The 13,539-nt window shown below is 68.8% G+C and carries 14 protein-coding genes; 6 read left to right on the forward strand and 8 right to left on the reverse strand.

From position 1 onward, the window contains the following. Positions 1-65: 65 nt before the first annotated feature. A complete protein-coding gene (locus ACLJO0_RS06920; protein ID WP_125790412.1) occupies positions 66-506 on the reverse strand; it encodes an SRPBCC family protein in 441 nt (146 codons plus the stop codon). Between the two features lie 49 nt (positions 507-555). On the opposite strand from ACLJO0_RS06920, the gene ACLJO0_RS06925 reads away from it, so the two are divergent. Then, positions 556-2,520: an FUSC family protein gene (locus tag ACLJO0_RS06925; RefSeq protein WP_410577074.1), complete on the forward strand. Its 1,965-nt coding sequence runs from the start codon at positions 556-558 to the stop codon at positions 2,518-2,520. 3 nt (positions 2,521-2,523) lie between these two features. Here ACLJO0_RS06925 and ACLJO0_RS06930 read toward each other — a convergent pair whose 3' ends face one another. Then, positions 2,524-3,147, reverse strand: coding sequence for an AAA family ATPase (locus tag ACLJO0_RS06930; protein ID WP_410577075.1), 624 nt, complete (start codon positions 3,145-3,147; stop codon positions 2,524-2,526). An 89-nt stretch (positions 3,148-3,236) separates the two neighbouring features. Between ACLJO0_RS06930 and ACLJO0_RS06935 the strand changes: the two genes are divergently transcribed. From ACLJO0_RS06935 to ACLJO0_RS06945, 3 genes are all read left to right on the forward strand, one after another. Next, complete coding sequence (locus ACLJO0_RS06935) at positions 3,237-3,575, forward strand: hypothetical protein (protein WP_396554655.1); 339 nt, start codon at positions 3,237-3,239, stop codon at positions 3,573-3,575. Between the two features lie 202 nt (positions 3,576-3,777). Then, positions 3,778-4,710 carry a TauD/TfdA dioxygenase family protein gene (locus ACLJO0_RS06940; protein ID WP_410577076.1) on the forward strand — a complete coding sequence of 311 codons (933 nt, stop codon included), beginning with the start codon at positions 3,778-3,780 and terminating at the stop codon, positions 4,708-4,710. Positions 4,711-4,771: 61 nt separating this feature from the next. Further along, positions 4,772-5,008, forward strand: coding sequence for an antitoxin (locus ACLJO0_RS06945; protein WP_125790407.1), 237 nt, complete (start codon positions 4,772-4,774; stop codon positions 5,006-5,008). A 69-nt stretch (positions 5,009-5,077) separates the two neighbouring features. Here the strand turns inward: ACLJO0_RS06945 and ACLJO0_RS06950 are convergent, their stop codons facing one another. From ACLJO0_RS06950 to ACLJO0_RS06970, 5 genes are all read right to left on the reverse strand, one after another. After that, complete coding sequence (locus ACLJO0_RS06950) at positions 5,078-6,031, reverse strand: prephenate dehydrogenase (RefSeq protein WP_125791504.1); 954 nt, start codon at positions 6,029-6,031, stop codon at positions 5,078-5,080. Between the two features lie 48 nt (positions 6,032-6,079). After that, positions 6,080-8,098 (reverse strand): FAD-dependent oxidoreductase, encoded by a 2,019-nt coding sequence (locus ACLJO0_RS06955; protein WP_410577077.1) that lies wholly within the window; start codon positions 8,096-8,098, stop codon positions 6,080-6,082. A 9-nt stretch (positions 8,099-8,107) separates the two neighbouring features. After that, positions 8,108-8,644: a PadR family transcriptional regulator gene (locus tag ACLJO0_RS06960; RefSeq protein ID WP_410577078.1), complete on the reverse strand. Its 537-nt coding sequence runs from the start codon at positions 8,642-8,644 to the stop codon at positions 8,108-8,110. A 116-nt stretch (positions 8,645-8,760) separates the two neighbouring features. Then, positions 8,761-9,609 (reverse strand): SAM-dependent methyltransferase, encoded by an 849-nt coding sequence (locus ACLJO0_RS06965; RefSeq protein WP_410577079.1) that lies wholly within the window; start codon positions 9,607-9,609, stop codon positions 8,761-8,763. 27 nt (positions 9,610-9,636) lie between these two features. Further along, a complete protein-coding gene (locus ACLJO0_RS06970; RefSeq protein ID WP_396554661.1) occupies positions 9,637-10,104 on the reverse strand; it encodes a MarR family winged helix-turn-helix transcriptional regulator in 468 nt (155 codons plus the stop codon). Positions 10,105-10,247: 143 nt separating this feature from the next. Between ACLJO0_RS06970 and ACLJO0_RS06975 the strand changes: the two genes are divergently transcribed. Further along, the gene (locus ACLJO0_RS06975; protein WP_410577080.1) at positions 10,248-11,195 is read left to right on the forward strand and encodes an alpha/beta hydrolase; all 948 of its coding nucleotides are present in this window, start codon (positions 10,248-10,250) and stop codon (positions 11,193-11,195) included. 124 nt (positions 11,196-11,319) lie between these two features. Continuing rightward, positions 11,320-12,537 carry an alpha/beta hydrolase gene (locus ACLJO0_RS06980; RefSeq protein ID WP_396554663.1) on the forward strand — a complete coding sequence of 406 codons (1,218 nt, stop codon included), beginning with the start codon at positions 11,320-11,322 and terminating at the stop codon, positions 12,535-12,537. Between the two features lie 138 nt (positions 12,538-12,675). Here ACLJO0_RS06980 and ACLJO0_RS06985 read toward each other — a convergent pair whose 3' ends face one another. After that, positions 12,676-13,518, reverse strand: a complete 843-nt coding sequence (locus ACLJO0_RS06985; RefSeq protein WP_410577081.1) for an oxygenase MpaB family protein — start codon at positions 13,516-13,518, stop codon at positions 12,676-12,678. Between the last annotated feature and the right edge of the window lie 21 nt (positions 13,519-13,539).

The following is a 13,539-nucleotide window of genomic DNA, read 5'->3' on the forward strand; positions in this document are numbered from 1 at the left end:
TTCCCGCCGCCCATCGCCGGTAGACTGGACTCGGGGTCGCCCCCTGGGACGGGCGGGGGGTGGGGTCAGGCCCGTTCGGCGTGTTTCACCAGGCGGGTGGCCAGGATCGAGATCACCGTGCGCAAAGCGGTGCGGACGGCGGCGCCGGTGCCGGGCAGCGGTTCGGTGAATCGGCCGGTCCACCGCAGATCCGTGCCGCCGGAAGCGTTCGGCGTGAACGAGACCTCGGCGCGGTAGTCCTTCAGCGGCGCGAGGCCCGCGAAGCCGTAGACGTGCTTTCGGTCCTGTTCGTACTCAAGAGTCTCTTCGTGGAGATACACCGGCCACAGGCCGACGGCCCGGACGGCGCCCACCCCGTCCGCATCCGGTTCCCGCGCCCAGCGCGAGTGGAACACCACCGGCTTCGCCCATTCCGACCACCGGGAACCGTCGGCCTCCAGCGCGAACAGGGAAGCGGGCGAGGCGCTGCTCGTCCGGTTGATCTCGAAGGAGTACGTCTTGCCCATGTGGCGACGATAACCGCTCCGGCCGCCACGGATAAGTCAAGATAGGGGCGTGAGCACGTCGCGCCGCGAGATCGCCGCACCGCATTGGCTGGTGCAGCTGCTCCGCAGCACGCCGGTTCCCATTCCGTGGAACATGGTCGCCCGCGCGGTCCTCGCGCTCGCCGTCCCGCTGGCCGTCGGCTTCGCGCTCGGCGACATCGGCGTCGGCGCGCTCATCTCCACCGGCGCCCTGCCCACCGTCCTCTCCGAATCCGCCGGCCCGTACCGCTACCGCGCCCGTCGGCTCGGCGGCGCCACCGCGGCCGCCGCCCTCGGCTACTTCGCCGGGCTGATCACCGGTGGCGTCCCGGCCGCGTCCATCCCGGTCGTCGTCGGGGTCGCGGCGGTGTCCGCGCTGATCAGCGCGGCGGGCAGCAACGCGTCGGTCGCCGGGCTGCAGATGTTCGTCTTCTGCGTGCTCGGCACCGGCCAGCACGTCACCGGCCTGCGCGTCGAAATCCTCCTCGGCTACTTCTGTGTCGGCGCCGCCTGGAGCCTGCTGATCGCGCTGGCCACCTGGACCTTCCGCGCCACCAGCCCCGAACGCGGCGCCGTCGCCCACGTCTACGTCGAACTCGCCGCGATGCTGTCCGCGACCGACGAAGCCACCTCCCGCGTCGCGCGCCACCAGCTCACGACCGCGATGAACACCGCGTACGACCGGCTGCTCACCGCGCGATCCTGGCTGTCGGGCCGCGACGCCACCTACCGCCAGCTGCTCAACCTGCTCTCGGCCAGCACCCCGGCCGTCGAGGCGTCGGTCGCGATGGTCAACGCCGGCCGCCGCGCCCCGGAAGACGTGATCGACCACTTCATCGCGACCTCGGCCGCCGTGCTCGCGAACCAGGAACTGCCGGAGCCTCCCGAAGCGCCCGAAGACGCCGACCCGGTCCTCGCCGCGCTCTACGCCGGACTCGCCCGGATAGGCAAGGGCGACAACCGGAAACGGCGCGAGGTCCAGCCGTGGCACAAGCGCCTCCGCGGCTGGGCGGGTTCGCTCGTCTCCGGTCCGCTCACCTGGTTCGCCGCGCTGCGCCTCACGCTGTGCGTCGCGATCGCCGAAGTCGTCGCGCTGCTCGTCCCGTTCGAACGCTCCTACTGGATCACGCTCACCGTCGGCATCGTCCTCAAACCGGACTTCGGCTCGGTCTTCGGCCGCGCCGTACTGCGCGGCATCGGCACGGTGATCGGCGTCGGCATCGGCGCGGCCGTGCTCGCCGCGGGCGGCGAAGGCCAGCTGCTGGTCCTGCTGATCGCCGTGTTCGCGGGTGGCGTCGCGGTCGGCAAGGTCCGCAACTACGGCATCCTCAGCGCCTTCGTGACACCGCTGATCATCCTGCAGATGGACCTCGCCAGCACCGGAAGCTGGGACATCGTGCTCGCGCGGCTGGTCGACACCGTGCTCGGCTGCGCGATCGTCCTGCTCTTCGGCTACCTGCTCTGGCCGGGCAGCCGACGGCCGCAGGTCGGCGGACGACTCGCCGACAGCCTCGACTGCCTGGTGAAATACGTCGACAAGGGCCTCGTGCTCGCGCCGTCGGGCGAAGCGCGATTGGAACGCTCACGCGCCCGCCGCCGCGCCTACCGCGCGCTGGCCGACCTGCGGACCGCGTTCCAGCAGGTCGTCGTCGAACCCTCCGCCGCCGGACGGCAGGCCGTCGCCTGGTGGCCGGTGATCGCCGGACTCGAACGTGTCGCGGACGCCGTCACCGAGGTCGGCGTCACCCTCGGCCGCGGCGCCCCCGCCCCGGCCGACGCCGACATCGCCCTCCTGACGGCCGCCCTCACCGAACTCGCGGCCGCCGTCCGCGAGGAACGGGACCCGGCGGAGATGCCGATGCCCGAAAGCGAGCAGCTGTCCGGCGTCGTCGACCAGATCAGCGCGGCCTTCGACGCCGTGCGCGGCCCCGACCTCGTCGAACGCGCGCCGCTGCGGCTGGTCCGGCGGTTCCTGCCGTACCACCGCCGCGCCTGAGCGTCAGCCGAACCGGATGTGCTTGACGCTCGTCCACTTGCGACGGACGAAGCCCCGCAGCGCGGTGTCCGTGTTCGGCGCGAGCGTCAGCCCGGCCGACGCGGCGACCCGATCGGCGACCTGCGCGACGGTGAGCGTGTCCGTATGGATGTGTTCGCCGAACTCGACGCCACTCAGCCGGTCCAAGCAGAGGTCGAGCTTCGACACCGCGAAACTCTCGCGTTTCGGCGGGACGCCCTTCCGCCGCACGGAGTGGACGATGCCGCGTTCGCTCAGCCGTCGCAGCACGGTCTCGCGCCGGGCCAGCAGCGCGAAGTGCCGGACGTCGTGCCCGCGGTCGGCCAACCCGCCGATGATCTCCTCGAAGTACCGGGGCTCCACCAACGTCATCGGCACGACCACCGGTCCTTCCTGTTCGCGGAGTACCAGGTCGAGTACCTCGAAAACGCCCTGACGCCACGCGGAGAGGTCCTGGAAGTCGGTACGCAGCCGCGGCGGCATCATCCGATGCAGACCGAAACCCGCGATCTCGGGATCGGACAGGACACTGCCGGGCAAGCGCCGGTGCAGTTCGTGCGCGGTCTGCGTCTTGCCACCGCCGAACGGGCCGTTGATCCAGACGAGCATGTCGCCGACCCTAGCGACGCAACCACCCGGATGGGGGAGGGTGAGCATCGTCTCGAACTAATGTTCGAGTTTTCACGCATAATCGACGCATGCTCGACACTGGTGACACGCTGCCGCCGGGGCCGCGTCACCTGCACATGGTCCGGCCCAACCAGCCCGTTTGGGTCGATCTCAAGCTGGTGTACCCGGTCGGCGCGACGAAGACCCGCCTGCCCGACGGCCTGGACCTGACCGCCACGGTCCCCGGGCTGCTGGGGATGTGGCGGGCGACGACGACGGCGCACTGGGTCGGCTGGGTCACCTTTCAGCTGGGCCCGGTCGGCCGGGGCGGTACGACGCATTCGCAATGGGTGCTGGCCGAGGCGCTGCGGCCGCGCGAGGAACGGAACACTTGGTCGGGTAGCTACCCCTCCGAGCGGAGACGATGATCTTCCCGTTTCGTGGACGGTGTTGACCGCACGCCAAAGAGCGCCCACGATGGCCCCGTGTCCGTCCATAGGGAGTCCGCGCCGACACGTTCGGCCGGCGAAGGCGTTGCCGCATTGCTCCTGCGTCGTGGACGGTTGGGTTCTCCGCCCGCCTAGCTCCTCAACTCGCCAAGTCATCCGACGGTGAATCCAGGGAGCAAGTATGTCCATCGCACTGCCCGACCACGTCCGTCTCCGCCCCGCGACCGTCCCCGACGGCGGGATCCTCGAAGGACCGCGCCTGCTACGGCGCCTGCCGGAGGGCGTCGAAGAACGCCCGTACGAACTTTTCGCACTGCGACCGCTGGGACGGCTGATCGGTGCCGAGATCGGCGGCGTCGACCTCGCCCGGCCGCTCACGCCCGCTCTCCACGCGGAACTGAACCGCGCGCTGCTGGAGTGGAAGGTGCTGTTCTTCCGCGATCAGGACATCACTTCGGCGCATCAGCGCGCGTTCGCCGCCAACTGGGGTGAACTGGAGACGAACCCGTTCATCCCGAAGGGCGAGACCGAGGACACCACCCGGTTCGCCCGGTCGGCGAGCATGCCCGCGTTCGAGAACATCTGGCACGTGGACGTCACGTTCCGGCCCGCGCCGGCACTCGGTTCGGTCCTGCGGCTGATCGAGGTCCCGCCGGTCGGCGGCGACACGATGTGGGCCGACATGGCCGCCGCCTACGACAACCTGCCGGAAGAGATCCGTGAACGTCTCGACGGGTTGACCGCGGTGCACGACTACATCCCCGGCTTCGACCGCTTTTCCGACCCGGAAGTGTTGCTGCGTCACCAAGACGCCTTCCCGCCGGTCGAGCATCCGGTCGTCCGCACCCATCCGGAGACCGGGCGGCGCACCCTCTTCGTCAACCAGGCCTTCACGACCCACATCGTCGGCATCGACCGCGACGAGAGCGACCGGCTCCTGCGGTACCTGTTCAGCCGCGCGCACACCCCGGAGTTCCAGGTGCGCTTCGCCTGGCGGCCCGGTTCGGTGGCCTTCTGGGACAACCGCGCCACACAGCATTACGCCGTCAACGACTACCACCCGCACGCGCGGGTGGTAGAACGCGTCGCCATCGTGGGCGACCGGCCGTTCTGAGCGTCCCCGTGACGGGTGATCGCCGGGGCGGGTTCGCCGGTACCTGTGTGACGATGAGGCCATGGGCATCAACTTCGATGAATTGAAGAACAAGGCCACCGACGCTCTCCGTGAGCACAACGACAAGATCGAGGGCGGCTTGGACAAGGCGGCGGACTTCGCCAAGTCGAAGTTCTCCGGCCACGACTCGCAGATCGACTCCGGCGTGGACAAGGCGAAGGGCTTCATCAACAAGTTCGACGACACCCCGGACAACCCGCCCCAGCAGGGCCGGCCGCAGCCGCCGCAGGGCCAGTAATCCCTCGCAATTCGGCACCTACTTGCGATCGTTGCGCGTGCAAGGAACGCAACTAGGTGCCGAATTGCGTCAGGAGACGTCGCCGATCGCGGTGTCGCCGTCGATCGCGGTGATCCGGCCGCCGCGCTCGCCGAGCGCGATCAGGCCGTCGCGCGCGTCCGGAGCGGTCAGACTGACGCGCACCCCCGCGCGTTCCGCGTCCTTGGCGGCCGCGAACGCTTGCGCCCCTTCGTTACCCGCGTTGACCGTCACCGCGAGGCCGCCCGTCGAAGCCAAAGAACCCCGCGCGGCACCGAGCCGTCCGAGCGCCTCGTCGACGATCGGCAGCAGCGCGTCCCGGTTGCCCTCGGTCATCGCCCGCACCAGCGCCGGACTCGAACCGGCCACGCGCGTGCCGTCCGTGTAGGACCCGGCGGCCAGCGCCATCGCCAGCGGACCGCCCTGCGCGCCGATCGTGGCCAGGATGGCCGCGAAGATATGCGGCAGATGCGAGATCCGCGCGACCGTCTCGTCGTGCGAGTCCGCGGGCAGCGGTACGACGTGCGCGCCGAGGTCCAGCACCAGCCGGGCGACCTCAGCCCACGCCGTCAGATCGGTGTCGTGCTCGACGCCCAGCACCCACGCGGCACCATCGAACAGCGCCGGATCGCTCGCCTTCCAGCCGGAGTTCGCCGTCCCGGCCATCGGATGCCCGCCGACGAACTTCGCGTACGGCGCGCGGCGGCGGACCGAGTCGAGCACCGGGCCCTTCACGCTGGTCACGTCGGTGAGCACGCAGTGCCCGGCGACCCGCGAAACGGTCCGGAGCACCTCTTCGACCGCGGGCAGCGGCACCGCGAGCACGATCATCGCGTCCCGCTCCGCCGCCTTGCTCAGCGCCGCTTCGACCTGCGTCGTCACGTCGAAACCCGCTCTGCTGGCGGCGTCCGCGTCAGCTTCGGAGGTCGTCGCCCCGAACGTGGTACGGCCGATCGAATGCGCCGCGCGCAGCAGCGAACCACCGATCAACCCGAGCCCGATCACGCATACGTCCCGCACAAGGGTTCATCCTGCCATCTACGAGGCCACTCGTCAGAGAACGGCGGCGAGGCGGGTTCCCTGATCGATGGCCCGTTTGGCGTCCAGTTCGGCCGCGACGTCGGCGCCGCCGATCAGATGCACCGGCAAGCCGGCCGCCCGCAGGTCGTCGGCGAGGTCGCGCACCGGCTCCTGGCCCGCGCAGACGACGACGGTGTCCACGTCGAGCAGACGCGGTTTGTCACCGACGGTGATGTGCAGGCCGTCGTCGTCGATCCGGTCGTAGGTGACCCCGGTGAGCTGTTCGACGCGTTTCGCCTTCAGCGCGGCCCGGTGCACCCAGCCGGTGGTCTTGCCCAGCCCCGCGCCGATACCGGACTTCTTGCGTTGCAGCAGGAAGACCTGCCGCGGTGACGGCTCGACCTTCCGCTCGGTCAGCCCGCCCGCGGCGTGCTCGGGATCGGTGACGCCCCATTCGGCCATCCACGCGTCCAGATCGAGCGCGGGGGAGGTGGTGTGCGTCAGGAACTCGCTGACGTCCACGCCGATCCCGCCAGCGCCGATCACGGCGACCTTGCCGCCCACCGGTTTCCCGTGCCGGACGACGTCCACATAGGACAGAACCTTGGGGTGGTCGATACCGGGGAGCGACGGCACCCGCGGCGTCACGCCGGTGGCCAGCACGACCTCGTCGAAGCCGGCGACGGCGAGATCGGCTGCGGTCGCACGGGTGCCGAGGTGGACCTTGACGCCGGTGACCTCCAGCCGTCGCGTGTAGTAGCGGATGGTCTCCGCGAACTCCTCCTTGCCGGGGATCTTCCGCGCGATCCCGAACTGGCCGCCGATCTCGTCGTCCGCCTCGAACAGTTCGACGGCGTGCCCGCGCTCGGCGAGGCCGGTCGCGGCAGCGAGCCCGGCGGGACCGGCGCCGACGACGGCGACGCGTTTGGTCTTCCGCGTGGGCGAAAGCGTCAGCGTGGTCTCGTGGCCCGCGCGCGGATTCACCATGCACGACACGAGTTTCCGCTTGAACGCGTGGTCGAGGCAGGCCTGGTTGCAGGCGATGCAGGTGTTGATCTCGTCCTCGCGTCCGGTCTCCGCCTTCCGGATCCATTCCGGGTCGGCGAGGAACGGCCGCGCCATCGACACCAGGTCCGCGTCACCGCTCGCCAGCGCCTCCTCGGCGACCTCGGGCATGTTGATCCGGTTCGACGTGACCACCGGGATCCCGACGTGCGGTTTGAGCTTCCCGGTCACCCAGGTGAACGCCGCGCGCGGCACGGACGTCACGATCGTCGGCACCCTCGCCTCGTGCCAGCCGATGCCGGTGTTGATGATCGTCGCGCCCGCTTCTTCGACCTCTTTGGCCAGCGCGACGACGTCTTCCCAGCTTTGGCCGCCTTCGACGAGGTCCAGCATGGACAGCCGGTAGACGATGATGAAGTCCTCGCCGACCGCCTCACGCGTGCGGCGCACGATCTCGACGGCGATCCGACGGCGGTTTTCCGCGCTGCCGCCCCATTTGTCGGTGCGTTTGTTGGTCCGTTCGGCGAGGAACTGGTTGATGAAGTAGCCCTCGGACCCCATGATCTCGACGCCGTCGTAGCCCGCTTCCTTGGCCAGGAAGGCACAATCGGCGAACGCGCGGATCTGGCGCAGCACGCCGTACCCGGAAAGGGCCCGCGGTTTGAAGGGGTTGATCGGCGCCTTGATCCCCGACGCGGAGACGCTCAGCGGATGGTAGGAATACCGGCCCGCGTGCAGGATCTGCAGCGCGATCTTGCCGCCCGCCTCGTGCACCGGATCGGTGAGTCGCCTGTGCGCCTTGGCTTCCGCGCGCGTCGAGAGCTTCGACGCCAGCGGCAGGAGCCAGCCCGTCCGGTTCGGCGCGAACCCGCCGGTGACGATCAGCCCGACGCCACCGCGGGCGCGTTCGGCGTAGTACTCGGCCAGTTGCGGGAAATGCGCTTCCTTGTCCTCGAGGCCGGTGTGCATCGAACCCATGATCACCCTGTTGCGCAGGGTGGTGAAGCCGAGATCGAGGGGGGACAGCAGGTTCGGGTACTGGCTCATCGCTGGTCCTTACGCATCGTGGTGGAATGCCCGGAGGACTTCTTCGAGCCATTCGACATGGCCCTGTTCGGTTCGGATTCCTCCGCGCAGCACGAGGAACTGGTGCAACGACTGTCCACTGAGGACGCTGGGATCGGGGAAGTCGTGCTTCTCGATCAGCAGGTACGCGTCGAGCCGTGCCGCGTGCGCGTCGCGATGCCGGGTGACCTCGGCGGCGACGGCGGCCGGATCGCCGAGTGTCGCGCCGCGGATCTTCACGGCGAGTTCCCTGGCGGTGGCCGACGGATCGGGTTCGGCGAGCCAGCGGGCCAGTTCGGCCCGCCCCGCGTCGCCGACGGTGTAGACCTTCTTGTCGGGTTTCCCGGACTGCGCGACCTGGTCGACGGCGACCCAGCCCGCCTCCTCCATCCGCTTGAGGACGCGGTAGATCTGCTGGTGGGTGGCGTTCCACCACAGTCCGATGGACTTCTCGAAGCGACGCGTCAGCTCGTAGCCCGAGCCGGACCGCTCGGACAGCGAAACGAGGATCGCGTGCTCCAATGCCATGCACCTAGTTTCATATGCACCTAGTTGCACTGCAAGGCGACGTGGGTCACAAGTACATGAAGGCCCCCTTCCTGCACCTAGGCGCAAGGAAGGGGGCCTTCATGTACTTCGGAAAGCTACGGCTTGCGGGCGATACCGCCGATGACGCGCGACTCCGAGGGGGTCACGGCGAAGATCGTCTTCTCGTCCGGATGCCACGCCGGCGCGTAGACCAGTCCCGGCTCCAGCAGCGGCCAGCCGCCGAAGAACCGCCGGAACTCGTCCATCGTGCGCAGGAAGCCGGGGTTCGTGGTGGTCTCGTAGTACTCGAGGATGTCGAGCAGGGCCTGCCGTTCCTCGTCGTTGGCCGGGTTCTCGTTGGTCATCTGCGAGAGCACCAGCAGCGAACCCGGCGCGAGCCGGTCGCGGTAGAAGTCCAGCAGCGCGTCCGGATCCTGCTCGTCCTTGATGAAGTGCATGACCGCGTTGATCACCAGCGCGACGGGCTCCCGGACGTCGATGATGCCGGAGTCCATCACCCGTTCCCACAGGTCCTCGGGGTCGAACAGGTCCGCGGCGATCGCGTGGTGCCGGTCCGGGTCGGCGGTGTCGGCGAGCAGCAGTGTCGAATGCGCGAGGGCGATCGGCTCGTTGTCGATGTAGAGGACGTGCGTGTCCTCCTGTGGCCGCGCCTCGTCGGCGACCTCGTGCACGTTGCCCGCTGTCGGCAGGCCGGAGCCGATGTCGACGAACTGGCGGATGCCCAGTCCGGCGCAGTGCCGTACGGCCCGGCCGAGGAACTGCCTGCTGGTCTTGCAGTAGTCGCCCATGAGCGGCAGTCGCTCGCGCACCTTCTCGGCGAAATTGCGGTCGATGGCGTAGTGCGTGTCGCCGCCGATGAAGTAGTCGTAGACGCGGGCCGCGGACGGCCGGTCCAAGCTGTTCTCGACGGCCTTGAGCGCCGCGTCGTGATCGATCATCGTCATCCCTTTGTCCGCGCCGGAAATCCCATGCTAACCGGCCGGGACGTAGGCCTCGCGGTAGGCGTTCACGGATTCTGTCAAGCGATCGAGTTCCGCGCGGGTGCGGGCGAGACCGGCCGCGTCGAGGCCCATCGCGTCGCCGATGATCTTCGGGATGCCGGTCGCGCGCTCCCGGAGCCGGGCGCCGTCCTCGGTCAGGCTGACGCGAACGGACCGTTCGTCGTCGGCCTGCCGGTCACGCCGGACCAGTCCGGTCTTCTCCAGCCGCTTGAGCAGGGGCGACAGCGTGCCGGAGTCCAGGTTCAGCACGGTGCCGAGTTCCTTGACCAGCCGCTCGTCCTCCTCCCAGAGCGCGAGCATCACCAGGTACTGCGGGTAGGTCAGGCCCAGGTCTTCGAGCACCACGCGATAAAGCGCGGTCACGGCCCGCGATGCCGCGTAGAGCCCGAAGCACAGCTGATCGTCCAGGCACAGCGAGCCTGTGTTGTCCGTTGGCATCGGTCCTCCTCGTCCCATGGTGCGTCGATCATGCCTCAGCCCGCCACTTGAGTGGCCTAAATCTCCTTGGGTACATTTAAGTTGTGCACAACTGAGTTGAGGGCTACCTTCAACTCATCGACTTCAGCTCCCAGGAGGCAGAAATGACCGCCAACCCGCACAACCTGGCCCTCGAACCCGCCGCGCAGGCCTTCGTCGAGGCCACCGCCAACCCGCCCTTCCTCTTCCAGCTGCCGCCGGAAGAGGGCCGCAAGGCCGTCGACGAGGTGCAAGGCGGTGACGTCGAACTGCCCGCCGCGGACGTCGAGACCACGCACGTCGACGGCGTCGAGGTCCGCATCGTCCGCCCCGAGGGCGTCGCCGGTCCGCTGCCCGTGATCGTCTACATCCACGGCGCAGGCTGGGTCTTCGGCAACTTCCACACCCACGAGCGCCTGGTCCGCGAACTCGCCGTCGGCGCGGGCGCGGCCGTCGTCTTCCCCGAGTACGACCGCTCGCCGGAGGCGCGTTACCCGGTCGCCATCGAGCAGAACTACGCCGTGGCCAAGTGGGTCGCCGAGAACGGCGCCGAGAACGGCCTCGACAGCACGCGGATCGCGATCGCCGGTGACTCCGTCGGCGGCAACATGACCGCCGCGCTCACCCTGCTCGCGAAACAGCGCGGCGATGTCACCTTCCGTCAGCAGGTGCTCTTCTACCCGGTCACCGACGCGAACTTCGACACCGAGTCGTACAAGCAGTTCGCCGAGGGCTACTTCCTCGCCCTCGAAGGCATGAAGTGGTTCTGGGACCAGTACACGACCGACCCGGCGCAGCGCGCGGAAATCACCGCGTCGCCGCTGCGCGCGAGCCTCGACGAGCTGGCGGGCCTGCCGCCCGCGCTGGTGATCACCGCTGAGGCCGACGTCCTGCGCGACGAAGGCGAGGCGTACGCCGCGAAGCTGCGTCAGGCCGGAGTTCCGGTGACGGCCGTGCGGTACCAGGGCATCGTCCACGACTTCGTCATGCTCAACACGCTGCGTGGAACGCACGCCGCGGAAGCCGCGATCACGCAGGCGATCGGGGTGCTGCGCACCGCGCTCGAAGACTGATCGGTTCGTCCAGGGTGACACGCGTCACCCTGGACAACACTTTCCGGTGGCCGCACGTCTCTTGATCCAGATGTGGGAAGTGCGGTGCGGGGGCGTGCCGCCGCCGGAGAGGGACACGATCGCCATGGGACTGGGACTGAGTGCCATCCGGCTCGATTCCACACTGAACCTCGTCATCGTCGTGGTGCTGACGCTGCTCGCGATCATCGCCGTGCCGTTCCTCTGGGAACGCTGGCGCCGCAAGGTCCTCGGCCGCAGCACCACGATCCTCGCCGCGGTGGTGCTCGTCGTGGTCAGCACCGCGATGGGCGGGAACATGATCGGCGGGTTCTTCCCGACGGTCGGCGCCCTGATCGGCACCGGCGTGTACTCGGGGGAGAGCGTCGACGCCGTCGCCGGCCAGAACGGTTCGGACCTCGACAAACTGCGGGACGCCGGGGCGATGCGGGCCAAGGAGGGCAAGGGATCCGTCGTGCACATGACGGTGACCGGCAAACGCACCGGCCTCACGCGCGACGTCTCGGTGTACTTCCCGCCCCAGTACTACGATCCCGCGTACCGGGCGCTCAAATTCCCGGTCATCGAATGGATCCCGAACTACCCGTCCGGCCCGGAAGTGGTCACCGGCCCCTACGAACTGCCCGCCAAACTGGACGCGGCCATCGCGAAGCACGTGCTCCCGCCGACACTGGTGATCATCCCGGACCCGACCGGGAAACCGAAGGTCGGCCACGACACCGAATGCATCGACGAGGTCAACGGCACCGCCAACGACACCTACCTGACCGCCGACATCCGCGACTGGGCGATCGAGAAACTCGGCGCCAACCCGCAGCGGAAGGCGTGGACGATGGCGGGCTGGTCCTCGGGCGGGTACTGCGCGATGAACCTGGTGACCCGACATCCGCAGTGGTACGGCCAGGCGGCGAGCGTCAGCGGCTACTACAAGGCTTCGGTGGACGCGGAGACGGAGAACCTGTTCAAGGGCAGGCAGGACATCGCCGACGCGAACACGGTCACGGTGAACCTGCAGAAGCATCCGTCGCCCGTCGACATCCTCGCGATCGCGGGGGACAAGGAAAGCTTCGAGAGCTTCTCGATCGACCAGATCCAGGCGGCCGTCCGCGCGCCCGCGACGCTCTCGTCGTGGCGGATCCCGGACGCCGGGCACAACATGAACACCTTCAAGGCACAGGTGCCCGACGTGCTGGCGTGGATCGGCGCGCGGACGGTGCCGCCGTGCGCGCCGCAGGACAAGAAGATCGTCACCAACGGCGGGGTCACCCCGTGGCCGCTGCCCAACACCGGCGCCAAGGGCGCGCTGGTCGATGTCGTCGAGTAGTTGTTGAGGGATAAGCAAAGGTGGCAGGTCGCGAAAGCCACTTTCGGGACGCCAGGCGTCGCGAAAGTGGCTTTCGCGACGCGATCGCCCCATGGCCGCGAGCGAATCCCCGCGACCCGACACCTTTGCGGTCACCCCTCACAAGCCGCGCTTGGCGCGATAAGCCTTGGGGTACAAGCGAAGCCGCTCGGGAACCCGGTTACCGGCCGCCCTCGTGACCGCGCCCAGCCGCTGGAGCCTGCGCTCGTCGCGGTCTGTCCACTTGAGACTCAATCGATCGCGAAGAGCCTGAGGTAGCAAGCCGATCGCGCACAGCGTCAGTACGTTCCCACCCGCCGGCCGGACGGGCCGCCAGAAAGACTCCGGCAAGAACCACCAAGGCGGCGATGGGGTGTCTCGCATGGTGATCGAGCGGAGCAGTTCTCGGACCGTGTGGTTGTCTTCGAGCCGGTCCGCGACGACGTCGTCGAAGTAGGCCTCGAATCCTTCGAGGTCCTCCGGCATGTGGTGCCCACGGAGGCCGAGCATCAGGCCCAGCCGTCGCCATTCCGCGTAGAAACGGTGCTTTTCCGTGCGGGACAAGGGATGGACGAAGACCTCGTGCATACGGACGGTCGTCCAGAACGTCGATCCGTGCACCCACCAGTAGGCCTCGGGGTTCAGCGCGTGATAGCGCTCGCCGTGGTGGTCGACGCCCTTGATCGCCTTGTGCATCTCGCGGAGCCGCTCGGCCTCCGCGATCGCCTCCCGGCCGCCGAAAACCTGGCACAGCAAGGAATCGATGGTCCGGTCGAGACGGCCCCACGGGTCTTCGGTGTAGTTCGAATGGTCGTGGACGCCCGCGCCGACCACCGGATACGCGACCTGCAGCAGCAACGCCGTCCCCGCGCCGAGCAGCAGCCGCCGGTCGCCGGCCACTTGCCAGGCAACGGAATCCAGGCCGAGCGGGGTCACGGCGGGCAGGCGGGCTTCGGTGCTCATGACGACCTCCCGGAAGAGTGG

The organism is Amycolatopsis sp. lyj-108 (assembly GCF_046549005.1).
Taxonomy (GTDB): Bacteria; Actinomycetota; Actinomycetes; order Mycobacteriales; family Pseudonocardiaceae; genus Amycolatopsis.